The 24572-nt window shown below is 45.2% G+C and carries 16 protein-coding genes; all 16 read left to right on the forward strand.

The features are described from left to right. The first annotated feature begins 214 nt into the window (after positions 1 to 214). The 16 genes from VYJ22_RS01345 to dtd all read left to right on the forward strand — a co-directional run bounded on the left by VYJ22_RS01345 (position 215) and on the right by dtd (position 23171). On the forward strand, positions 215 to 2785 hold the full coding sequence (locus VYJ22_RS01345) for a zinc-dependent metalloprotease (RefSeq protein WP_329905538.1): 2571 nt from the start codon (positions 215 to 217) through the stop codon (positions 2783 to 2785). Positions 2786 to 2802: 17 nt separating this feature from the next. Then, complete coding sequence (locus tag VYJ22_RS01350) at positions 2803 to 6099, forward strand: SusC/RagA family TonB-linked outer membrane protein (protein WP_329904581.1); 3297 nt, start codon at positions 2803 to 2805, stop codon at positions 6097 to 6099. A 17-nt stretch (positions 6100 to 6116) separates the two neighbouring features. After that, positions 6117 to 7451 (forward strand): RagB/SusD family nutrient uptake outer membrane protein, encoded by a 1335-nt coding sequence (locus VYJ22_RS01355; protein WP_329904582.1) that lies wholly within the window; start codon positions 6117 to 6119, stop codon positions 7449 to 7451. Between the two features lie 1417 nt (positions 7452 to 8868). Beyond that, positions 8869 to 9960 carry an endolytic transglycosylase MltG gene (mltG, locus tag VYJ22_RS01360; protein WP_329904583.1) on the forward strand — a complete coding sequence of 364 codons (1092 nt, stop codon included), beginning with the start codon at positions 8869 to 8871 and terminating at the stop codon, positions 9958 to 9960. A gap of 8 nt (positions 9961 to 9968) precedes the next feature. Continuing rightward, positions 9969 to 10682, forward strand: coding sequence for a tRNA threonylcarbamoyladenosine dehydratase (locus VYJ22_RS01365; RefSeq protein WP_329904585.1), 714 nt, complete (start codon positions 9969 to 9971; stop codon positions 10680 to 10682). A gap of 6 nt (positions 10683 to 10688) precedes the next feature. Continuing rightward, entirely contained in the window at positions 10689 to 11357 is a 669-nt protein-coding gene (locus VYJ22_RS01370; RefSeq protein ID WP_329904587.1) for an ABC transporter ATP-binding protein, read from the forward strand. A 46-nt stretch (positions 11358 to 11403) separates the two neighbouring features. Then, positions 11404 to 12102, forward strand: a complete 699-nt coding sequence (locus VYJ22_RS01375; protein ID WP_329904588.1) for a ComEA family DNA-binding protein — start codon at positions 11404 to 11406, stop codon at positions 12100 to 12102. 110 nt (positions 12103 to 12212) lie between these two features. Continuing rightward, positions 12213 to 12842 carry an L-threonylcarbamoyladenylate synthase gene (locus tag VYJ22_RS01380; protein WP_329904590.1) on the forward strand — a complete coding sequence of 210 codons (630 nt, stop codon included), beginning with the start codon at positions 12213 to 12215 and terminating at the stop codon, positions 12840 to 12842. An 85-nt stretch (positions 12843 to 12927) separates the two neighbouring features. After that, on the forward strand, positions 12928 to 14160 hold the full coding sequence (locus VYJ22_RS01385) for a nucleoside recognition domain-containing protein (RefSeq protein ID WP_329904591.1): 1233 nt from the start codon (positions 12928 to 12930) through the stop codon (positions 14158 to 14160). 29 nt (positions 14161 to 14189) lie between these two features. Next, positions 14190 to 14639 carry an rRNA maturation RNase YbeY gene (gene ybeY / locus VYJ22_RS01390; protein WP_329904592.1) on the forward strand — a complete coding sequence of 150 codons (450 nt, stop codon included), beginning with the start codon at positions 14190 to 14192 and terminating at the stop codon, positions 14637 to 14639. Positions 14640 to 15049: 410 nt separating this feature from the next. Next, complete coding sequence (locus VYJ22_RS01395; protein WP_329904593.1) at positions 15050 to 16756, forward strand: phosphoethanolamine transferase; 1707 nt, start codon at positions 15050 to 15052, stop codon at positions 16754 to 16756. Between the two features lie 4 nt (positions 16757 to 16760). Further along, on the forward strand, positions 16761 to 17723 hold the full coding sequence (locus tag VYJ22_RS01400) for a PCMD domain-containing protein (protein WP_329904594.1): 963 nt from the start codon (positions 16761 to 16763) through the stop codon (positions 17721 to 17723). A 94-nt stretch (positions 17724 to 17817) separates the two neighbouring features. Continuing rightward, a complete protein-coding gene (gene ychF / locus VYJ22_RS01405; RefSeq protein WP_329904595.1) occupies positions 17818 to 18921 on the forward strand; it encodes a redox-regulated ATPase YchF in 1104 nt (367 codons plus the stop codon). A 69-nt stretch (positions 18922 to 18990) separates the two neighbouring features. Beyond that, the gene (gene mnmG, locus VYJ22_RS01410) at positions 18991 to 20865 is read left to right on the forward strand and encodes a tRNA uridine-5-carboxymethylaminomethyl(34) synthesis enzyme MnmG (RefSeq protein WP_329904596.1); all 1875 of its coding nucleotides are present in this window, start codon (positions 18991 to 18993) and stop codon (positions 20863 to 20865) included. Between the two features lie 33 nt (positions 20866 to 20898). Further along, on the forward strand, positions 20899 to 22719 hold the full coding sequence (gene uvrC, locus VYJ22_RS01415) for an excinuclease ABC subunit UvrC (RefSeq protein WP_329904598.1): 1821 nt from the start codon (positions 20899 to 20901) through the stop codon (positions 22717 to 22719). Further along, positions 22716 to 23171, forward strand: a complete 456-nt coding sequence (dtd, locus tag VYJ22_RS01420; RefSeq protein ID WP_329904599.1) for a D-aminoacyl-tRNA deacylase — start codon at positions 22716 to 22718, stop codon at positions 23169 to 23171. Before uvrC ends, dtd begins: the two co-directional genes overlap by 4 nt. Positions 23172 to 24572 lie beyond the last annotated feature (1401 nt).

Genomic DNA, 24572 nt, shown 5'->3' on the forward strand with positions numbered 1-24572 from the left:
CGAATAAGCCGCAAGACAGCGCTATGATTCTTGATGATACGCCGAGGGCAACAATAATATGGTAAGATACGAAGAAACGAGTTAAATATCATCCTTAAAAAATAAAAGCTTTTTAATGAAATTATCTACCGGGAAGAGGTTAGTGATAATCTCTGTACTAGGCGGGTCATTACTATGGAGTACCATGGTCTCTACGGCAAATGCCGAGAGTAACATGGCGCAAGTATCCAAGTCGAAAATCAAAAAGACCGCCAAAAAAGACACTACAACATCCAAAAAGGACTCTGTAAGTAAAGACGAAGATGCCTATAAAAAAATCACAGGCAAAGACAGCGCTGTGGAAAAAGGCTTATTCAACGTCTATCAGAACAAGGAGGATTATTACTTTGAAATCCCCACCCGACTCCTGCACCGTGACATGCTTGTGGTAAATAAGCTGGAGCGTGTGCCCATGGAGCTCAACGAAGCTGGGGTAAACCGCGGGGTAAATTATCAGAACCAGCTGATTCGCTTCGAGCTGGACAAGAAAGCCGGCAAGCTACTCATCCGACAGGAACGCCCCCTGCCCGTATCACCGGAGAAGGACGCTATTACGGGATCGGTACAAGACAATTTTATATCACCGCTGATCGCAGGGTTCAAAATAGAAGCTTACAGCCCGGACTCCACCAGCGTATTTGTCAAGGTCAACGAGATATACAATGGCAACAAGACGAGTATCAACAATGTGTTTGATAATATCAACCTGGGCACTTCGGCGGATAGCAACCTGTCACGCATCTTATCTATAAGAAGTTTCAAAAACAACATTGCCGCACGCTCAGAGCTCACTACCACGGTACATGAGGGTATGACCAAGGTAAACGTAACGGTGGAGGTGGTATCATCCATTGTGTTACTGCCGGAGAAGCCCATGATCGGACGTTATGACAATCAGAAGGTGGGCTATTTCACAAGCGACAGGCTGAGTTTCAGCGACAGCCAGCAACGAGTGAGCCGTAAGAAACTCATCACTCGCTGGAGATTGGAGCCCAAGGCGGGAGAGGAACAGAAATACTTGGCAGGAGAGCTCGTAGAGCCAGCCAAGCCTATTGTATTCTATATCGACAAGGCCACCCCCAACAAATGGAAGCCTTACATCAAGAAAGGTATAGAGAGCTGGAATATGGCGTTCGAAAAAGCAGGCTTCAAACATGCCGTTCAGGCTCGGTTCGCATTGGATAGCCTCACGGATAAGGACAATGATGCGGATATTTCACAAATCATATATGCTGCATCAGAGAAGAGCAATGCCATGGGGCCATCGATCTTGGATCCAAGATCGGGAGAGATCATAGAGGCAGACATCATGTGGTGGCACAATGTACTGGCTATGCTACAAGAGTGGATCACGGTACAGACAGGCCCTATCAACCCTGCTGCAAGAAAAGCCGTTATCCCCGACTCTATCATGGGCGAGGCCATACAGTTTGTACTGTGTCATGAGGTAGGACACTCATTGGGCTTACGTCATAATATGATAGCTTCATGGGCTTACCCTACAGATTCGCTCCGCTCCAAGACGTTTACAGATCGTGTGAACTCTACCTCCGCTTCTATCATGGACTATGCGCGATTCAACTATGTGGCTCAGCCCGGCGATGGTGTGACCAAGCTTTGCCCCCAACTGGGAGAATACGATATGTTTGCCATAGAATACGGCTATCGCTGGTATGGCAAGAAGAACCCTGATGAGGAGAAGACCATCCTGCACAACTACCTTACGGCTCATAACAAGCGTGTCTATAAATACAGTGAGGCGCAAGACCCGCGCGACGCTGTAGATCCGCGCGCACAGATGGAGGATCTGGGAGATAATCCTGTGAAATCATCACGCTATGGTATTGCCAACCTCAAGATCGTAATAAACAATGTAATCAAATGGACTACCACCGGAGAACAGGGACAGACCTACGAAGAGGCATCACGCCTATATTACGGAGTGGTGAACCAATGGAACAACTACCTCTATCATGCCATGGCCAACATCGGTGGTATATATATAGAAAACACTGTGGTAGGAGACAAGGTACCGACTTACACGTTTGTGGAAAAGCACAAGCAAAAGGAGTCGCTCCGCTTCCTGTTGGATGAGATATTCACTTATCCCGAGTGGCTTTTCAGCCCTGAGATAGCAAAGTATACCTATTTCCAAAAGAATACTCCCAACGGCATGGTAGAGAACTCTCCATCCAAAATATACAAGAATGCACAAGGCTTTATCTTCTGGGACCTACTGTCGGACAACCGCATGATGCGTATGCTCGAAAACGAGGCAGAGAACGGCAAGCACAAGGCTTTTACGCTGGAAGATATGATGGATATGTTGCACAAACATATCTTTGCAAAGACAATACGCGGGCGCTCGCTCAACGTAGCTGACCGCTATACTCAGAAGGGGTTTGTAGATGCACTCATCACCGCTGCCGCATACAGCGAAGGCGTGAAGATCAATAAGAAGCTCGTTTACGACAAAGATGTGGAAGCAATACTCTTCCGTAAGCCGGCATGTTGCGAATTTCATGCGTCTCACCACAACAATGGAGATCGCATGGCGGAGAAACGCACCTTGAGCTTCTATGGCTCACAAATCAACCGCATATCGGATGCGATATCCGTGAAGCGGGGTGAGTTGCTGCGAATCAAGAATCTGATCAACAACCGCATCAAATCAGGAGATCTCGCTACGTACTATCACTACAGAGACCTTCTTTTGAGAATAGATACAGCATTAGGTATTCAATAATTCAATACATATCACAAATGAAAAGGACTTGTCTGATCATCTTTATGATCACCATGGGGTTTGTGCAGATGTTTGCCCAGCAACGAGTGCTCAAAGGTACCGTTGTATCGGCCGATGCCAAAGAGCCTCTTATTGGAGCATCGGTATATATCTCCGCAAATGACTTGAAAAAAGCGGGTGTAAATTCCAGTCTGAAAGGAACCACCACGGACATAGACGGCAAATTCGCTATCACTGTACCCGACGGTGTGAAACACATCTATTGCAGCTACATCGGCTATGAGACCATAGAAGTGACCTTGGGCAGTAAAAACAATATTGTTATAGAACTCAAGTCAAACTCAGGCATGCTTGATGCTGTAGTGGTAACGGGTTACCAAAACATTGAGAAGAGAAAACTCACGGCAGCCGTATCACAGCTCAAGCTCTCGGACGAAAAACTGGGGCCGACTATGAGTGTAGACCATGTGCTCAGCGGCAAGATAGCAGGTTTGCAGGCGCTCAACACATCGGGCACACCCGGTGCACCCATGAAGATACGTATCCGTGGTACGGCTTCGCTCAACGGTACTCAGGATCCATTGTGGGTACTTGACGGTATCCCTTTGGAAGGCACTGATATTCCTAAGCTGGAAAACATGAACGATATCAACAGTATACGTCAGTCTTCCATCGCAGGCATCAACCCTGCCGACATTGACAACATCAACGTACTCAAAGACGCTGCGGCTACTGCTATCTACGGTGCACGTGCTGCCAACGGCGTTATCGTGATTACTACAAAAAAGGGTAAGCAAGGTAAAGCTGTTATCAATTTCTCAAGCAAACTCACCTATTCTCCCCGCCCCTCCATCGACAAGCTCAACCTGATGAACTCGGATGAGAAGGTAGGGCTCGAGCTTGACCTCCTGAAAACAAACTACGTCTTCAACGAGAACAAAGGCGAGGTATCACGCATCATCCAAGGTGCCAATCTACTGGACAAATACAAAGCCAACGGGTGGAACGCTCTTACACCGGAGGTGCAAGAGCGTATCAATGCTCTACGCGGTATCAATACCAATTGGAATGATATCGTATTCCGTGATGTATTCAATCAGGAGTACAACATCAATATCTCCGGCGGTACCGACAAAGCTACTTATTACAACTCGGTCGGTTACTTCAAGGAAGACGGTAATGTGCACGGCGTGAGTGCTGAGCGTCTCAACCTCGTGAGCAAGATCAATTATAAACTCAACGATGTCGTTTCTATAGCCAACTCGGTGTTTATAAACCGTCGCAAGAGCAGTAGCTTCGTAAGCGATACCTACGGCTATACCAACCCCCTGATCTATACACGCAACGCCAATCCGTACTTCAAGCCTTATGATGATAAAGGTAATTACAACTACGACTATGACATACAAGCGGAAGAACGGAAAGACCTCAAGTTTAATATCTTTGAAGAAAGATCAAACACCAAGGACGAACGTATCACCAACTCTCTGACCAACATATTTGATCTAAAGCTACGGTTCAATGATCGGTTCAGAGCATCATCACAACTGGGCTTACAGCTCGACAACGAAAGCATTGAACAAGAAGCTTACGGCGAAACTTTCACCATGAGAAATATTCGTCTCAACAGTCGCTACTACGACCCTTCTACTAAGACGTACAAATTCATCATACCCGAAGGCGGATTTCACAAAGAGAACGAGAATAAAAACAGACAGGTCACTTGGAAGAGCATGCTCGAGTACAAGCAGAAGTTGGGTGACAACCACGAACTCGAGGCAATGGTAGGTAGTGAGTTTCGTAAAACATGGTACCAAACACTATACTCTATAGGATATGGCTTCGATCCCAAGACGCTTACCACGAAACCTCTCCTCTTCCCCGACAATGAGAAAGGCGAAAAGTATCTTCTCCATAAGAAAACCTATGTAGAGAATGCTTATACTTCACTATTCTCCACCCTATCCTATTCACTTTTCAATCGCTATACACTTGGTGGCAGCGTACGTTTCGACGGCTCCAACCTCTTCGGTGTGGACAAGCGCTTCCAGTATGTGCCGCTCTATTCGGTGAGCGGTGTGTGGCGTATTATCAACGAACCATTTATGGAGTCTGCGGGATGGATAGACAACCTTGCCCTCAGAGCATCGTACGGTGTGCAGGGTAATATCGACAAGAACACCTCGCCGTTCCTCATCGGTCGTTACAAAAACGTAAGCATCCTGCCCGGTGGTAGTGAGCACATGATAGAGGTGAGCAATGCACCGAACAAGAAACTTCGTTGGGAGAAAACGTATTCCACCAACGTAGGGCTCGACTTCTCCATGCTCAACCAAGCGGTGAATATGAGCATCGACTACTACTACCGCAAAGGTGTAGATCTGATAGGTATACAGATGCTGCCACTTGAGAGCGGATTCACTTCCAGCACCATCAACTGGGCCAGTATGATCAACAAAGGTGTGGAGTTTAGCTTGTCTACAAGAAACGTCACCACACGTAACTTCTCCTGGTACACCAATTTCAATATCGCCTACAACTACAATAAAGTACTCAAAGAAGCTATCCCCGGTAACCAGACGACACCCAGTCGTGAGGGCTACCCTGTGGGAGCAATATTTGCTTACAAAACGGCAGGACTTGACAAAGACGGCTACATCCTCTTCAAAAACCCTAAAGGCGAAACCGTTACCCTCAAGCAACTCTACCGCCTTGTGGATCCGGAATGGGGCTTCCCCATGGCTACCAGCGACGTAACCCCCGAGGAAGAGCGTAGCTTCTACCAGTACATCGGCTCCTCAGAGCCTCCTGTTACAGGCGGATTTACCAATACGTTCAACTATAAAAACTGGTCTCTCTCTGTCAACTGCATTTTCAACATCAACGGCTATGTAAAGACCAAGCCCCCCTATGAGATTGTAGACTATGACAGAGGTAAAAATACCAATAGAGATATCCTCAGTCGCTGGACACCTGCCAATACAGCTTCTAATCTGCCGGCACTCATCGCTCAGGACAAGCGTACCGACGAGTATTACTGGTATTTCACCAACAACCAGATCTACCGCAACCTCGACATCTGGGTGAAAAAGCAAAGCTATCTGCGTGTCAATGATATCGCATTGTCATATGCCCTACCGGAGACCGCTACAAAGTTCCTTCATGTCCAGAAGCTCAATATCGGCTTACAAGGACGCAATCTCTTTGTCTTGAGTACAGACTTCCGCAATTACCTCTCACCGGAGACGATGGGCAACATATATGCGGCTCCTATACCCAAGTCATTGACATTTAATATGAACATAACATTCTAAGGAGAAGTCATAACAAAATGAAAAAATACAATATAGCATCCGCATTACTCCTTATGCTGGTCCTTTTCGGCATAACTTCCTGTGATAAATTTTTGGATATCACGCCTATCGGCAGTGTGATACCTTCTACCGAAGAAGATTTTCGCAGTCTGATGGTCGGGGCGTACAAGGAGATGCCTTCGGACAGAGGCATGGCCGACCTGCGCTCAGGAGACATGTACGTCTCAAAGAACGAGCATGACCAAAACAGCTACCACGATATAGAAATATGGAATGAGAGTACTCTCAACAAAACGGTAGCCAGCTTCGAGTGGGCAAGATATTACTCTGCTTTGATGATTGCCAATAATGTACTCGACAAGAAGGATAAGTTCGAGAAGGGTACTCCCGAAGGTACCAATCAGATTGTAGGCGAAGCATACATGTTGCGGGCTTACATCCACTTCACGCTCGTAAATCTGTACGGACAACCCTACACCAAGCCCGGAGCACCCCAATCGCGCGCTATACCTGTGAAGCAAAACATCATACTTGATGAAACACTGCCTCGCAACACGGTGGAAGAAGTATACAAAAGTATAGACAGTGATATGAAAGAAGCGGAGAGACTTATCAACAAAGCTAAGTGGGAAGCGTCATACAACTACCGCTTTAGCGCCACAGCTGTGCAGGCCTTCAAGTCTCGCTACAAGCTGTACCAAGGCAAGTGGCAGGAATCTCTGGATGCCTCAAAGAAAGTTCTCGCCGTAAACGCTGCTCTGGTGAATATGAATGACAAAGACGCCAAGTTGCCCAACTTGTTTACCTCTCCCGAGATCATCACAGCATGGGAGATCAACCCCAGTAGCAATATCTTACGCGCAGCAACAGTGTCGCAGTCTCTGCTGGATATGTACCAAAAGGGAGACCAAAGACGCAGCAAGTACTTCTCCGCCCCTACAGATGGTATCGTGAAAGCGATCAAGGGAGGTAAGGATGAGTACCGCTGTACATTCCGCACAGGTGAGATCTACCTCAATGCAGCCGAAGCAGCGGCACATCTGGGACAGACAGAGCAAGCACGCACTTATCTGCTCACGCTCCAAAAGAACAGATTTACTCCCGATGCATATCCAACAAAAGAAACTGAAGTAAAAGGTATGAATGCTGAGCAACTACTCAAAGAGATACTTACAGAGCGTGTGCGAGAACTGACCTTCGAAGGTCACAGGTGGTTTGACCTCAGAAGAACTACCCGCCCTGAGATCGTAAAGACATTCGGTACCCAAAAGTATATCCTCAAGGCTGATGACCCCAGATATACCATCCAAATACCTAAAGAAGCTATCGAAGCTAATCCGAAGCTGAAATAGCCTTGCTTTTCTCTACGGCTCGAGAACCTGAGCCAAACAATATTGCACATGCCGAATGCCCCTCACATGGGGCTACGGCATGTGCTTTTTGTTTGACGATATTAGCTCGTCTTCGTCTCTCCGAGTACGATACATCCCGCGATACTAATACGAGACCGTTGCATAGCAGGCCAATTGCTTCGTTGCTTGCGAGATTCGCGCTTGGTCATTTACCGGAAGTAAACTCCCTGTGCACTCACTCTTAGCGCCTTGCACTTTACCTTCTCTGCCCGGTCAAAGTGTCTTTTGTCGGCTTTGCCTCCAAAATCCATGAGACTGTTGACTTTTGCAACAGTCTCAATACGCGTATTTTGCTTACAACACTTACGATCTCTGCATATCAGAACGGAATGCACACTATCAAAGTGTCACAAAAGAAAAACAACGGCTATACCCTACTCTACCTCCCTTATACAGGATGATGAGAGGACTTGACAAGCAGGGGGGGCATATTGTATCTTTGTACCGATACCCATTTACAGACCGATACCCATCATACAAAAATTCATAAAGGCATTCAGAGTGGATGAGAAGATATATACATGGCATATTATCAGCGAATACGGATCGGCAAAGCCCATTCGCCCCCGCACCATGCCTCAGCCCCACCGACATCTTCTTACGTAAAATAGCTTTACACATTTTACTATAGCTACAACGGAGCCATATCCTCTGCCACACCCCTTGTATACACATATCTCTTTTTTTCTCTACCTGATCTGCAATTTCTTGTACACAGTCAGCCATCCCATCCTATACAGTCAATAGACCTATCGTATACGGACGATAGACTTATCGTACACGGACAACGAACTTATCCTATACGGACGATAGACCTATTACGAAGAAATCACAAACTTATCCTATTAGAATTGGGTGCTCTATAGACAAGAGGGTTGAAGCAAGTCTAATGATAAATATGTGAAGTATAAGCAAGTCATATTCCCACAATTATTTACTTTGTTGGCAAGTAGCAAAGGTTCCATTTTATTTAGCCCCATTTTTTACCCCCATCTATAGCACACAAAGCACGTTCCTTATTTGTACTTTGTCTAAATAAGCTCGATATTTCAACTAAAACAGGCTTATTTCTTGTCTCTGCATCAAGATTATCAATTTATTTAGAAAAATATATTTCAGATGTTTATAAATGAAAGATTATGATAAAAGTGGCATCTTTTTTGTGACAAAATGTCAAAAAAATAACATGCCCGCTAAAAAGACAGATACCCCTTGGAAGCAAGGATTGCAAAGCAATGCAAGACAATATAAATAATCATATCGAATCGTATTTCAACCATTTGTGAAGCGTTGATAGATATGGAGTAAAGGGAATATATTATCTTTGAGAGTTGGAGTTTAAAGACATCATAAGATTATGTACAGAAGAAGGAAAAAAAGAGATAACTATACCTTTACTATGGGGCCCGTGACTAAAAGAAAGCGCAGAGTGGGACATGGATGGGTATGGATACCGATGATCATCATCCTGGCAGGTATTATGGTAGGACTTGCGTGGTTCGAATTTGACCGTCCTGCCGGCCACGTCAGCGACACTCAATACATATACGTCAGGCAAGGTACCCCCTTCGATGAGGTGAAAAAACAGATACAAAAGAAAGTATTGCTGCGGCATCCTTCTTTGTTCGATTGGTATGCAGACAAAAAGCATTTGGCTCAAGATATGAAGCCGGGACGCTACGCCATTACCAACACCATGAATATCTCTCAGATTGTGGATATGTTTGCCTCAGGCAAGCAGACTCCTCTGTCATTTACCATTCGTAACATACGTACACCCCAAGAACTTTCCGAGAAGATCGGTAAAGAGATGGAATTCGGCGCACAAGCTCTAGCCAAACTGATGGATGATAGCACCTACTGCTCACGCATGGGATTCAACAAAGAGACGATACGTTGCATATTCATGCCGGATACTTATAAAGTGTTGTGGACTACCCCGGCAGATAGCCTGATGAAAATGATGCACTCGCACTACAAAGAGTTTTGGAACAATGAGCGCACAACACTTGCCGACTCCATTGGATTTACTCCGGTGCAGGTGATGACCATAGCTTCCATAGTAGAGGAGGAATCAGCGCACAAAGAAGAATATGCACGCATAGCAGGTCTGTACATCAATCGTCTGCACAAGAACATACCACTCCAAGCTGATCCTACCATCAAATATGCTTTGGGCAACTTCAGCCTCAAACGTATCATGTATGATCATCTCAAAACAGCCTCACCGTACAACACCTATATATACAAAGGACTCCCTCCCGCTCCTATACGCCTGCCGCGCAAGTCCACTATAGATACCGTGTTGCACTATGAGAGGCATCCGTACATATACATGTGTGCCAAAGAGGACTTCTCCGGATCACACAACTTCGCGGCAAACTTTATGGAACACCAGAAAAACGCCAAACTGTATCAAGAGGAATTAAACAAAAGAGGAATAAAGTAAAAACAGGAATGACGGAAGACTGGAAGGAAAGAACGCGTTTGTTATTTGGTGAAGATAAACTGAACAGACTGGAACAAGCACACGTGCTGGTAGTAGGCATAGGGGGTGTAGGGGGCTATGCCGCCGAGAATCTGGTACGAGCCGGTGTGGGAGAGCTTACCATAGTGGATGCCGATACAGTGAATGCATCGAATATCAATCGCCAGCTTGTAGCCACCCACAGCACCATAGGGCAAGACAAGGTTACGGTACTGGCCACAAGACTTATGGACATCAATCCGCAACTCAAGCTTCATCCCATCAAGGCTTTTCTCAAAGACGACAATATGATAGAGCTACTCAAGGCTCACCCATATACCTATGTGGTAGATGCCATAGACTCACTGAGCCCCAAAGTATACCTCATAGCTCTATCCAAAGAGTACGGGCTACCCATCATAAGCTCTATGGGAGCAGGAGCCAAAAGCGACCCTACACGTATACAAGTGGCGGATCTGAGCAAAAGCTACAACTGCACGCTGGCCCGCATGGTGAGAAAGCGCCTGCGCAAACTCAAGGTGTCCAAAGGGGTACCGGTGGTATTCTCAAGCGAATTGCCGGACGAGGAGGCTATTGTGGAGATTGAAGGCGAAACATGTAAGCGGTCTACAGCCGGCACAGTGTCTTACATGCCGGCACTCTTCGGGCTACACCTTGCCGCTCACGTAATAAGAAGCATATAGATATTTATGGAAACGATAATACAGGCCGGAAATATCCGCAAAACATTCGATACTCTTGAGGTACTGCGAGGTATAGACCTGGATATATACAAAGGGGAGATAGCCTCTATAGTGGGAGCCAGCGGAGCCGGTAAGACTACTCTGCTGCAAATATTGGGCACACTGGAGCAGCCTGACAAGGGAGCCAAACTGATAATAGATGGAGAAGATGTGACAGCGATGAGTATGAAAAGGCAGTCCGAAGTACGCAATAGGAAACTGGGTTTCATATTTCAGTCGCACCAGTTACTCCCGGAGTTTACCGCACTGGAAAATGTGATGATACCGGCTTTCATAGCAGGGAGAAACAAGGGAGGGTGCGAGAAGGAAGCGAAATCTTTGCTACAACAGCTCAATCTGGCTGAGAGGATGCAGCACAAGCCCGGGCAAATGTCGGGAGGTGAATGCCAGCGTGTGGCGGTGGCCAGAGCACTGATCAATCACCCGTCAGTGATATTGGCGGACGAGCCCTCGGGGAGTCTCGACTCAGAGCACAAACGGGAGCTTCATGACCTATTCTTCAGGCTGAGAGACGAGCTGGGGCAAACTTTGGTAATCGTGACTCATGATGACACCCTGGCACAATCAACAGACCGAGTGATCAGGCTCAAGGATGGACTCATAGCCCAAGAGTGACACGAAAGACAATCCCGATAATCTCACCTTTCAATCACATCACCAGATGAAACACATTTTCTTTCACTTCGGCAGAGCAGAGCGCATTGTGAGTATCATATTACTCTCTTTGGTAGCCTTCGGGATAGCGTTGTTTGCTTTTATGCCCGAAAAGGGATCAAAACACAGGAATGCTATCACAAAAACAGACTCTGTAAGTTCTAATTTAAATAAAATTAGTAATTTAACGTCTAAAGTACTCCCCCGAAGCACACACAAGGATACGATAGTGAAGACGAAGGACTATGCGGGTCCGCCGGATTACATGATGACAAATGTGAAAAGTAAACTGGAAAAAGGAACAGTCCTGGATATCAATACGGCAGACTCCACTTTACTGGTAAGAGTGCCCGGTATAGGTCCGGCATTCGCAGGAAGAATAATAAGACTGAGGGAGAGGCTTGGCGGTTTTTACACCGTGATGCAGCTCCAAGAGGTTTATGGCATGGACTACGACCGTTTTCTGCTTATCAAACCTTGGTTTTGCATCAAAAAAGAACAGAAGAAAACTTATCTGGACGAATTACAGACCGATGAACTCCCCCGGCATCCTTACTTGAGCTGGAGCCAAAGGGGTGCCATAAACAAGATATTGCGCCGAGAAGGTAAAGTAAACTCATGGAAAAGACTGATGATGCTGGATGAATTTTCCAAAGATGACAGCGTGCGGCTTTCCCACTATTTCCCCGAGCGTAAGAACGAGTGATAACGCAAAGGTTGTCCTCCGAGAGGATATATAGCGGCACACCAAAGGGGCTCTAAGAGACAACAGAGCATGCTGACGAATACAAGAAACTATTACAAGGAGATATACAAATGCTAAAGAAAATTTATGCCGATGCTCCCAACATGAAGGAAGTGGATGACGTGATCAGTGCTCTCCGTGACGGAGAGGTGATTATATACCCCACGGGCACCGGCTACGCTTACGGATGTGACGCGCTTCAGAACAGATCGGTAGAACGCATCTGTATGATCAAGGGTATTGACCCTAAGAAAAAGTCACTTTCCATCATGTGTGAAAGTATGAGGGATATTTCAGAATACTGCCGCATGTCCAATGAAGCTTTTAAGTTTATCAAAGAGCATGATGGCAACTACACGTATGTATTGCCCGCTGCAAGCACCTTGCCCAAGCTCTTCAAAAACAGAAAAGAGGTAGGTGTGCGGCTGGTGCAACACCCGGTAGCAAGAATCATATTGCAGGAACTGGGAAGCCCTATGCTGACGAGCTCTTTACCCCAAGATGAAGAAAACCCGGAGTACGCTACAGATCCCGAGTTGATCATGGAGCGATACGGACATCAGGTAAACATTATTGTAGACGGTGGAATAGCCACTTACGGCCCCTCTACGGTGATAGACTGCACGGTCGTACCCTTTGAGGTACTCCGTCTGGGTAGTGGTCGTCTCGACACGGATGAGCCACTGGTGCATATAAAATAAGGCCGGGCTATCTGTACGGACACTCTGGTATAACTGACGTAATGTGATAATAACAGACAGGATAAGTATTGGATCGAAATAAAAGATGTTACTCAACTATATTTTTATAGGCTTCTTTCTCATCGCTTTTATCATAGCAGCATTCAGATTCGCCTTCTGGGGCGACTATATGATATTTGACGAAATAGTACGATCGACCTTCGATCAGGCCAAAAACGGCTTCGAAATATCGCTATATCTCACGGGTATGTTGTGCTTGTGGATAGGTTTTATGCGTATTGCGGAGAAGAGCGGACTCATCGCCAAACTGGCACATGCAGCATCGCCCGTGTTACGGGGGCTGTTCCCTTCGCTTCCGCCGGACCATCCTGTGCTTGGTAGCATCTTCATGAATGCATCGGCCAACATGCTGGGGCTGGACAATGCGGCAACTCCCCTGGGGCTTAAAGCCATGCAACAGTTACAAGAGCTCAATGTAAAGAAAGAAAAAGCGAGTGATGCCATGATCATGTTTCTGGCTCTGAACGCGAGCGGGCTTACGCTGATACCCACTACCATAATCTCATTCAGGATGAAAGGAGGAGCAATGAATCCATCCGATATTTTTATTCCTATCCTCATTGCCACTACAGCCTCCACTCTCACTGCCATCCTGTCCATTGGGCTCAGACAGAAGATAAATTTGCTGAAAAAGCCGTTGGTTTTATTTTTTCTTTCTATGTTTGCACTTATAGGCATGATCATATGGGCTTCTCAAACACTGCCTCCGGAAGTGTTCAAGACGGCAAGTCAGGCACTATCGTCGATGATTTTGTTTGGTATCATGTGCTGGTTTATTATCAGCGGTATGAGAGCCAAGATCAATGTTTATGATGCTTTTATTGAAGGAGCCAAGGAAGGATTTGGTACAGCTATCACAATAATTCCTTATCTTGTAGCCATTCTTGTAGGCATAGGGGTGTTCCGAGCATGCGGAGCCATGGATATGCTGACACAAGGAATGAGATTTACCGTGGGAGCTCTAGGGCTCAACACGGATTTCGTGGAAGCTGTGCCTACCATGCTCATGAAACCGCTGAGCGGCAGCGGAGCCAGAGGACTCATGGTAGATGCTATGCAGCAATACGGCGCCGATAGTTTCATAGGGCGATTGTGCTGCACAGTACAGGGAGCAAGCGATACGACTTTCTATGTGGTGGCGTTGTACTACGGATCGGTAAAGATCAAGAATACTCGCTATACGGTGGGTTACTCCCTACTTGCCGACTTGGCCGGAGCAGTAGCTGCCGTGCTGGTAACATACATGTTTTTCGGGTAAATTGTTTGAATAAAAGAATTAAATAAAATATGATTGCTTTCTATGCAGACGAGGTGGAATTACCGAGTCTACGAAAACGAACTATTAGAAGATGGATTGAAGAGGTAGCGTCGCAATACGGCAAAGAAGTGGGTGACCTCTGCTACCAATTTTGTAATGATGACAGAATACTACAGACAAATCAAGATTTTCTAAATCACGATTACTATACGGATATTATTACCTTTGATGAATCAAAGGGCAATGTGATATCAGGTGATATGCTCATCAGCTTAGATACAGTGAAGAGCAATGCACGACAATACAATCATGACTACCAAGAGGAGCTACACCGGGTGATAATACACGGTGTACTACACTTGTGCGGTCTTGACGACACTTCTGATGAAGAAGAAGAGCGTATGCGCCATGCTGAAGATGAAGCGCTGAAGCTACTTCGTAAAGATATAGGCGAAGACGAGACTTTGCTTGACGAATAAATAAGGATATTCTAATGCCGCTCTCCTGGCTGTGTTTGTAACGGACAAAGAGTTCATGACTAATGCACACACAAGTAACTAACCATTTTTGTTAGTTTATTTCCTATAATCTATGAAACACTATTTTCAACGTAAAATAAAGATTAAACCACCAGCGTCCTCCGAAGTAATCTCTTCGGAGGACTTTCTTATTAATCAACGTTAATAATAAATCTACGGACACGTCTATACAGGTGTAATGCCGTCTATCGCTCACTTTTTCCCACAACAAATAGGCTTATGATAAGAGACTGAAAGAATAAAAATAGATCCCCAATGATAATGTTAGCACACCCAAAACCGTTAATACTTAATTAATTTAGTTACTTTTGCAAGTTCCGATCACGATCGGATTACGATAATATTAAATTATGATTAAGTCTGAACTTTACACCGGAATAAAAAAGAAGAGACAGAAAATACTGTACTTTGTCTTTTGTTTGATACTTATTTTACCGAATATATTACTCACATTTACCGAGCCGTATACCGTAGTTTCAAAAATAGCCAATCTGCTTCTTCCTCTATTTGTATACATGTTCCTTCTCACGCTCAAGCGTAAACCCGGAGCTATGATGTGGTGGTTATTTATATTTGTATTCTTCGGAGCTTTCCAGCTGGTATTACTCAACTTATTCGGTAATTCCATCATTGCTGTAGATATGTTTCTCAATGTACTCTCCACCAGTGTAGGAGAAGCATCGGAACTACTGGACAATATGCTACTCGCTATTTCCAGTGTATTGCTGATTTATGTACCCTGCATGACATTTGCCGTATATTCGACGAAATACAAGGAAGATTTGGACAAAGCTTTTCGCTCCAAGATGAAGCGTATTGCGGTCGGAGGCTTTGCCTTATCGCTCCTTCTTATCCCTCTTTGTAAATACTCCAATAAAAGATATAAAGGACGTAATGAGGTGTTTCCCGTAAATGTGCTGTACAACTTATATCTATCGGTAGACCGTGTAAACAAAACTGCGCATTACTATGAGACAAGCAAGGGTTTTACCTACCATGCCAAATCTACTCACAGCCCTGAGCTGGACGAGACTTATGTGCTGGTGATCGGTGAGACATCGAGAGCTTGCAGCTGGGGATTGTATGGCTACAAGAGAGAGACAAACCCACTACTTATGCAAATCGCACCGGAGCTCGTTGTATTTCGTGACAATCTATCACAGTCCAATACGACTCACAAGAGCGTACCCATCATACTCTCTCCGGCCGATGCCGACCACACCTCCGAGCTTCACAAGGTGAAAAGCGTGATCACGGCTTATAAAGAAGCAGGATTTTACACCTCATTCTTATCCAATCAGGCGTATAACAGAGCTTACATCGACTTCTTCGCTAAGGAAGCAGACAACTGCTTCTTTATTCGCGAGCAAGGTAACCTTAAAGGCAAACGGACGATGGATGCGGATCTCCTGCCATTGCTTCAAGAAACGCTGGGTAAACATAAGAAGAACTTAATCATATTACATACTTACGGCTCACACTTCAACTACTCAGACCGTTATAAGAGAGAGGATGCAGTGTTTACTCCTGATAAAATCACCTCAACTTCTATACGACAACTAAATCAACTTAGAAACGGTTATGACAATAGTATAAGAACTACAGATAAGTTCTTGTACTCAGTGATCAACATGCTCAAAACTAAGAATAATGTAGCAGGGATGTTGTTTATCGCAGACCATGGGGAAGATATATATGATGATGAGCGGGAGCGTTTTCTACACTCGTCACCCACGACATCATACTATCAGATCCACGTGCCGTATATATTATGGACATCGGAAGGCTACAGACAAGCGTTTCCGGACAAAGTGAACGCAGCGCGCCGAAACGCAGCAAGGGCATCGAGCTCCAATACAGTCTTCCACACGCTACTGGACTTGGGAGGGATAGATACAAAGTACAAGATGGATTCACTGTCTCTCACAAGCGACTCTTTTAAGGATATCAACAGATGCTATCTCAACGACCATAATGAGAGTATTCCTATGGGCGAGATAGGTTTGAAGAAAGAAGACGAACGCATGTTCAAGAAATTTCATCTAAAAATGTATTGAACCCATGAACAGAGCTTTATTTTCCATATTGGTATGCGGAGCAGTAGTCTGTTCCGCTACAAAAGGGTATGCACAAAGTACACTGCTTCCGTACGGCGACATGAATCGCTGGGAAACAAGGATCATAAAAGAATCCGGTATTATAGGCGGAAAGAAGCAAAAAGTCTATGAAATAGCCCCTACAACAACCATCGAAGGAGATATTGCTTATAAAAACAAAGGAGGATCACCGTGGGCTACGTCTAATGTGCTGGCTCATGTGTCCGGAATAACCAAGACAAGTACTACAGTTTTCCCTGAAGAACGTGGCAACGGCTACTGTGCCAAGCTGAGCACCGATGTACAAACCTGCAAAGTACTCGGCATTATCAATATCAAGGTCCTGGCTGCAGGTTGTATTTATCTCGGGAGCATGGAAGAGCCTATCAAAAGCACCTCCAATCCGCAGAGCAAGCTCAACTCAGGCATACCCTTCACCAAGACTCCTAAAGCTCTTTGCTTCGACTATAAAGTAAAACTTTCTGGACAACTGGGCAGAATAAGAGAGACGGGATTCTCCGCGGTAAAGAAGATAGCGGGCAAAGATATGCCCGAAGCAAGTCTTTTCCTCCAAAAACGCTGGGAAGATAGCGAAGGCAACATACATGCCTTGCGTGTAGGCTCTATGGTGGTGAGATTCGATCAATCAACCGGCGACTGGCGCAACAATCAAAGCTTTACGATAAACTACGGCGATCTCAGCAAAGAAGTACCTTCCAAGCCGTATCTCGCACTTCAGGCCGGTAAAGACGCTCGGTATGCCATCAACAGCAAAGGTAAAAGCGTACCGATCAACGAAGAAGGTTGGGCTCCCGAGGGTACCCAACCCACACATCTTATACTCCAGTTCTCGTCATCATACGGTGGAGCTTACATCGGATCACCCGGTACTATCCTTTGGGTAGACAACATCGGATTCCAATACTAATCTGCACCAAAGTGCAGATTTTTTTGTTTATGTCCTATAATCAAGCATTTGTCCGTATCTTTGCATAAATTAGAATAATTATATAGTTTAAATAATGGCATTACAATGTGGTATTGTAGGTTTACCCAATGTCGGTAAATCCACACTCTTCAACTGTCTTTCCAATGCAAAGGCACAGTCGGCTAACTTTCCTTTTTGTACAATAGAGCCCAATGTAGGCGTTATCACCGTACCCGATGAGCGCCTCAACAAACTGGCAGAACTGATACATCCCCAACGCATAGTACCCACCACGGTAGAAATCGTAGATATAGCCGGGCTTGTCAAAGGTGCCAGCAAAGGAGAGGGACTCGGCAATAAATTCCTGGCCAACATCAGAGAGACGGACGCCATATTACATGTATTGCGTTGCTTTGACGATGATAACATCACCCATGTCGACGGCACAGTAGACCCGGTAAGGGATAAGAACATCATTGACACGGAGCTTCAGCTCAAAGACCTCGAAACGGTAGAGAGCCGTATACAGAAGGTACAGAAACAAGCACAGACCGGCGGGGACAAGCAGGCAAAACAAATATATGAAGTACTGGTAAAATTCAAAGAAGCTCTCGATCAAGGCTTGAACGCCCGCACGGTAACGTTCGAGACTAAAGACGAACAAAAGATTGCCAAGGAGCTTTATCTGCTCACCGCCAAACCTGTGATGTACATATGTAATGTGGATGAGAAATCGGCAGTGACCGGCAATCAATACGTAGACCAAGTAAGAGAAGCCGTCAAAGACGAAGACGCTGAGATATTGGTTGTAGCAGCCAAGATAGAAAGCGAGATCGCAGAGCTGGAAACTTATGATGAGCGACAGATGTTTTTGGACGAGATCGGCCTCACTGAGTCCGGTGTATCCCGCCTTATACGTGCAGCGTACAGCTTGCTCAATCTTGAGACTTACTTCACCGCAGGTGTGCAGGAAGTGCGTGCATGGACGTATCTGCGAGGTAGCAAGGCCCCTCAATGCGCCGGAGTTATCCACACGGACTTTGAGAAAGGATTTATCAGAGCTGAAGTCATTAAGTTCGATGACTTCATCCATTACGGTTCTGAAGCAGCAGTGAAAGAAGCGGGTAAGATGAATGTGGAAGGCAAAGAATATATCGCTCAAGACGGTGATATCATGCACTTCCGTTTCAACGTTTAAAAAGTCAATATTTTATCACAAGAGACATAATAAGTACCTGATTAACAGTGGGTACTTACCCTTTCGGATATGATGGACAAATATGAGGTTATAGTAATAGGAGCCGGCCACGCGGGATGCGAAGCTGCGGCAGCCGCAGCACGATTGGGCACAAAAACGCTGCTGATTACTCCGGACATGAATAAGATTGCACAGATGAGTTGCAATCCCGCCGTGGGTGGCATTGCCAAAGGACAGATCGTTCGTGAGATCGATGCTCTGGGCGGGCGCATGGGCATCATCACCGATGCCACAGCTATCCAGTTCAGGATGCTCAATAGGAGTAAAGGACCGGCTATGTGGAGCCCTCGGGCACAGAGTGATCGCATGCGCTTCATGGAAGCATGGCGCCAAGAGCTTGACAAACAAGACAACCTTGACATTTGGCAGGACACAGTGACCCGCCTTATTATCACACACAACAAGATACAAGGTGTGGTAACCTCATTGGGTGTCGAGTTCAGGGCTCCCGCTGTTATTCTCACAGCAGGTACTTTCATGGGAGGGCTCATGCACTTCGGAGACTTACAGGTCCGGGGAGGTCGTATATCCGAGCCTGCCACGTACGGCATCACAGAGCAACTCAAAGAAGCCGGCATCCGCACCGATAGGATGAAAACAGGCACACCACCACGTGTCGACGGCAGATCACTTCATTTCAATGAAATGACAGAACAGCCAGGTGAGTATGACTTCCATAAGTTCTCATATCTCAATACCCCTTCCCACCAACTCAAACAACTGAGTTGCTACACCCTCTATACCAATCAGGCATGCCACGAGGTATTGCGCAAGGCTCTGGATCGTTCACCACTGTACAACGGCCAAATCCAAAGCATAGGGCCTCGTTATTGCCCCAGTATAGAGACCAAGATAGTGACCTTTGCAGACAAGGATAAGCACCAGCTATTCCTGGAGCCTGAAGGCGAGAACACCAATGAATATTATATCAATGGCTTCTCTTCTTCCTTACCGCTCGACGTGCAATTGGAAGCGCTAAGGATGATACCGGAGCTGAGAGATGTCAAGATATACCGACCGGGATATGCCATAGAATACGACTTCTTCGATCCTACACAACTCCATCACACGCTGGAGTCCAAGGTAATCGACGGGTTATTTCTCGCCGGTCAGGTCAATGGCACTACAGGGTATGAGGAGGCTGCAGGACAAGGTCTCATTGCCGGTATCAATGCACATTGTAAGCTCAACGACAAAGCCCCCTTCACACTATCCAGAGACGAAGCTTACATAGGTGTCCTCATCGACGACCTAGTAACCAAAGGCGTTGACGAACCTTACAGGATGTTTACCTCTCGAGCCGAATACCGAATACTTCTGAGACAAGACGATGCAGATGTACGCCTTACCCCTCGTGCCTATGAAATAGGATTGGCTACACAGGAGAGATATGACTGGCTTCAAGAGAAGCTATTTTGGAGAGATAAGCTGGCAAACTTTATTCGCGACTATTCCCTTAGACCCGCTATTATCAATCCTATGTTAGAGGAGAGAGATCTTGTACCACTACGCCAAGGTGTAAAGCTTGTAGAGCTCATACTACGCCCTCAGCTCACTATACGCATGGCGGCAGATATGGTGGCAGCCCTCCGTGATATGATACAAAGCATACCCAACCGTCAAGATGAGATCATCGAAGCTACTGAGATACTCATCAAATATCAGGGGTATATAGAGCGTGAGCGACAAATGGCAGACAAACTATCACGCCTTGAGCACGTGTATATCCCCAAACACATCGTGTATGAAGAGATCAATTCTCTTTCCACAGAAGCCAGACAAAAGCTTGCAAAAGTAAGACCATCCACCATAGGTCAAGCATCACGTATCCCGGGTATCAGCCCCCACGACATCAGTGTGCTGCTTGTGATATGCGGTAGATAAAACAAATGTTCCACATGGAACATGATGTAAATTATGACTCTCGAAGAAATAAAAAAGATATTGCCGACTATCCCCGAAAGCCCCGGTTGCTATCAGTATTTTGACAGCAACGGAGCTATTATCTATGTAGGAAAGGCAAAAAATCTAAGAAAAAGGGTCAGCACATACTTCCAGAAAGATCATATCGACGTCAAGACCAGGATACTTGTACGCAAGATATGTGACCTCAAATACACTGTCGTCAACACAGAGTTTGATGCCCTCATATTGGAGAACTCTCTCATCAAACAATACCAGCCACGCTATAATATCCTACTCAAAGACGGTAAGACTTACCCCAGCATCGTAATCAAAAAGGAGCCTTTTCCAAGAATATTTGTAACCCGAGACATCAGAGATGACGGCTCAGAATATTTTGGGCCCTACCCTTCTGCCCAGATGGCATACTCCACACTCGACATGATCAGGGAACTATATCCCCTGCGTACGTGTAAGCTCAACCTTAGCCCCGACAAAATACGCACATCGAACTATAAGGTATGTCTGCAGTATCACATCAAAAAATGTTTGGGTCCGTGCGAAGGGCTGCAATCTCAAGCTGATTACAACAAAAACATCCTTGAAATCAAGCAGCTCCTACGTGGCAAACTCAGGGACGTTATAGAACTGTACAAAAAGGAGATGTATCGCCTCAGCGAGGAGATGGAATATGAAATGGCTCAAATATACAAAGAGCGACTGGACTATCTGGAGAAATACCAATCGAAGCATACTGTAGCACCCGGCAATATATACAATGTAGATGTCTTTAGCTATGAGTCGGACGACAGTAATGTATACATCAATTACATGCACGTGTATCAAGGTCTCATAAACAAAGCTTTTACCGTAGAGTATAAGCTGAGCATCGAAGAGGAGCCCTCGGAGGTTTTGGCTACAGCCATCACAGAGCTACGTAGCCGGTTCGAAAGTGATGCCAAAGAGATCATCGTGCCCTTTGCTGTCAATTGGGACACAGAGCCAGGAGTAACCATGACAATCCCCCTGCGTGGCGACAAAAAGAAATTACTCGACCTGTCATCTCTCAACGTGAAGCAATACAAAGCAGACAAATACAAACAAACCGAGAGACTCAACCCCGAACAGCGAAGCACCAAAATACTCAAAGAGCTTCAGACCACTATAGGCCTTATCAAAATGCCTGTACACATAGAGTGTTTCGATAACTCAAACATACAAGGGTCCACCCCGGTAGCAGCCTGCGTTGTATTTAAGAAAGCCAAACCAAGCAAAAAAGACTACAGAAAGTTCCACGTGAAAACAGTAGAAGGAGCCAATGACTATGACTCCATGCGAGAGATCGTACAGCGCAGATACAAAAGGCTCAAGGAAGACAACAGCAGCATGCCGGATCTCATCCTAGCAGATGGAGGTAAAGGACAGATGAATGCCATAAGAAATACACTGGATACGCTGGATCTAAATATACCTGTAGCAGGACTTGTAAAGGACGAGCGACACAAAACCGATGGTCTACTCTACGGCAATCCCATCCAAGAGGTATTCATAGATCATAAGTCCGAGCTATTCCTATTCCTCGAGTATATCCAAAGCGAAGTACACCGCTTTGCTATCAGTTTTCACAGAGATATTCGAAGCAAAGGACAAGTGAGCTCCAAACTGGATTATATCAAAGGCATAGGACCCAAAACTAAAGACCAACTTCTTTCGACTTTCAAGAGTGTACAACGCCTCACAAAGGCTACGGAAGAGGAGATAATAGCAGTAGCGGGCAAAGCGAAGGGGCAAATTATATACAAAGCATTACATCAAGAAACAGAAGACAAAGCATGAGAGCAGTAATACAACGGGTAAATCAAGCCTCCGTAACCATAGACAACCTCACAAAAGCCGTAATCAGCCAAGGATTACTTGTACTACTCGGAATCGAAGATAGAGACACACAGGCCGATATAGACTATTTAGTCAAGAAAATAGTGAGTCTCAGGGTATTTGACGACGAAGCAGGCGTGATGAACCTGTGCGTAAAAGAAGTAAGTGGAGATATACTTCTGGTAAGCCAATTCACGCTCATGGCATCGACAAAAAAAGGCAACAGACCCAGCTACATCAGAGCATCAGCTCCCGATATAGCGATACCGCTTTATGAGCAATTCTGCACAGCTTTGGAACAAGCACTGGGGAAAAAAGTACGCACAGGTATATTCGGAGCAGACATGCAAGTATCACTTACAAACGATGGCCCCGTCACCATTATCATAGACTCCCAAAATAAAGAATACTAATGCTCCCAAATCAGGAGTATGGATCAAACTACAAATCACGCCACTCCCTACTCTATCCCACAAAGAATAGAGAGAGATGTTTCTGCTGGATTGAAATTGTACACGGACTTACACATCAATCCGTTTCAGCATACTGAGACGGCATTATCCATATCATTATGATAGGAAAACAGCGGAATACTTTACGGCTGAGAGCAAAGCCTGTAACGTCACAGACTGGGGCTTGACAAGGGGTATCAGATGTTGTATCTTTGCAATAAAAATATTGTATCCGGCAAACATCTGCATCCACCCGTTGTATTACAAAAGCAATCCCCATGAAACGAGCAAATCACTATAATATCTTTACCCCATCTCCTCCTATTTTGTACACGTATTGCACGTAATGTACAGAGTCGGGTACACCAAGGCGATATATCCTTATAGAGGACATTGTCTGTAGCAACAGCAAGCATAGCACTTTGTGGCTATGCTTTTTTATTATCCAATATTCTTATTAGTTCCGATTACCCCCTATTACCTGCATTTCATCGTATAAGGACTCTTGATCTATGTATAAGATCAGATGTCTTTGTATGATAAGTCTTGCGTCCGTTGTACAGAGACAACAATCATATTATATAGAAATAATAATCTGATTTACAATGAGATAAAAGAACGAACATAACTTTATGCGAAAAGTAAACAAATCATGTAATATCGTTTACTTATAAAAATGCCGAATTATACACCAGGAGCATACAAAATGATTTAAGGATATATAGTGCAAACCATGATTTGTTTTATTTAGCGGACTTTTGAAGTGCACAAAATGGCTTTTCTTATTTAGACTCAGTATAAATAAGCCTTGTGGCTTAACTACGAAGTGAAAAAATTATGCAAGAAACGAGGGTTAATAAAACAATTTAGATTACTGTATTATAGATAATTAATACTCAAAGAGTATTTTTATAAAACCTGTCCCAAAGTAGCAAAATGTCAGAATAGGTAAGTCGAGAAAGATGTTATCAATACAATGCCTCATCATCAGAGACCGTTACATAGCAGGCAAATTGCTTCGTTGCTTGCGAGATTCGCGCTTGGTCATTTACCAGAAGTAAACTCCCTGTGCACTCACTCTTAGCGCCTTGCACTTTACCTTCTCTGCCCGGTCAAAGTGTCTTTTGTCGGCTTTGCCTCCAAAATCCATGAGACTGTTGACTTTTGCAACAGTCTCCATCAGTAAGTAATCGATATACAGAGCTAAGATCCCCTCAAGTCATCAATATAAAGAAAGCCCCTAAGGACAAAAGCTATGAAACACAAACACAGTAAGATAATGCAAGATCTAAGGACAACATATACACTACCCCACCCCGGAGCAGAGAAGCATCTGTAAGGGCTAAGTGATTAAGAAATAAG

This window comes from Porphyromonas pogonae (assembly GCF_036320655.1).
GTDB classification, from domain to species: Bacteria; Bacteroidota; Bacteroidia; order Bacteroidales; family Porphyromonadaceae; genus Porphyromonas; species Porphyromonas pogonae.

Coding starts and splice junctions, on each gene's coding strand:
- VYJ22_RS01345 (WP_329905538.1), top strand. CDS start 215: ATGGCGCAAGTATCCAAGTCGAAAATCAAAAAGACCGCCAAAAAAGAC.
- VYJ22_RS01350 (WP_329904581.1), top strand. CDS start 2,803: ATGAAAAGGACTTGTCTGATCATCTTTATGATCACCATGGGGTTTGTG.
- VYJ22_RS01355 (WP_329904582.1), top strand. CDS start 6,117: ATGAAAAAATACAATATAGCATCCGCATTACTCCTTATGCTGGTCCTT.
- mltG (WP_329904583.1), top strand. CDS start 8,869: ATGTACAGAAGAAGGAAAAAAAGAGATAACTATACCTTTACTATGGGG.
- VYJ22_RS01365 (WP_329904585.1), top strand. CDS start 9,969: ATGACGGAAGACTGGAAGGAAAGAACGCGTTTGTTATTTGGTGAAGAT.
- VYJ22_RS01370 (WP_329904587.1), top strand. CDS start 10,689: ATGGAAACGATAATACAGGCCGGAAATATCCGCAAAACATTCGATACT.
- VYJ22_RS01375 (WP_329904588.1), top strand. CDS start 11,404: ATGAAACACATTTTCTTTCACTTCGGCAGAGCAGAGCGCATTGTGAGT.
- VYJ22_RS01380 (WP_329904590.1), top strand. CDS start 12,213: ATGCTAAAGAAAATTTATGCCGATGCTCCCAACATGAAGGAAGTGGAT.
- VYJ22_RS01385 (WP_329904591.1), top strand. CDS start 12,928: ATGTTACTCAACTATATTTTTATAGGCTTCTTTCTCATCGCTTTTATC.
- ybeY (WP_329904592.1), top strand. CDS start 14,190: ATGATTGCTTTCTATGCAGACGAGGTGGAATTACCGAGTCTACGAAAA.
- VYJ22_RS01395 (WP_329904593.1), top strand. CDS start 15,050: ATGATTAAGTCTGAACTTTACACCGGAATAAAAAAGAAGAGACAGAAA.
- VYJ22_RS01400 (WP_329904594.1), top strand. CDS start 16,761: ATGAACAGAGCTTTATTTTCCATATTGGTATGCGGAGCAGTAGTCTGT.
- ychF (WP_329904595.1), top strand. CDS start 17,818: ATGGCATTACAATGTGGTATTGTAGGTTTACCCAATGTCGGTAAATCC.
- mnmG (WP_329904596.1), top strand. CDS start 18,991: ATGATGGACAAATATGAGGTTATAGTAATAGGAGCCGGCCACGCGGGA.
- uvrC (WP_329904598.1), top strand. CDS start 20,899: ATGACTCTCGAAGAAATAAAAAAGATATTGCCGACTATCCCCGAAAGC.
- dtd (WP_329904599.1), top strand. CDS start 22,716: ATGAGAGCAGTAATACAACGGGTAAATCAAGCCTCCGTAACCATAGAC.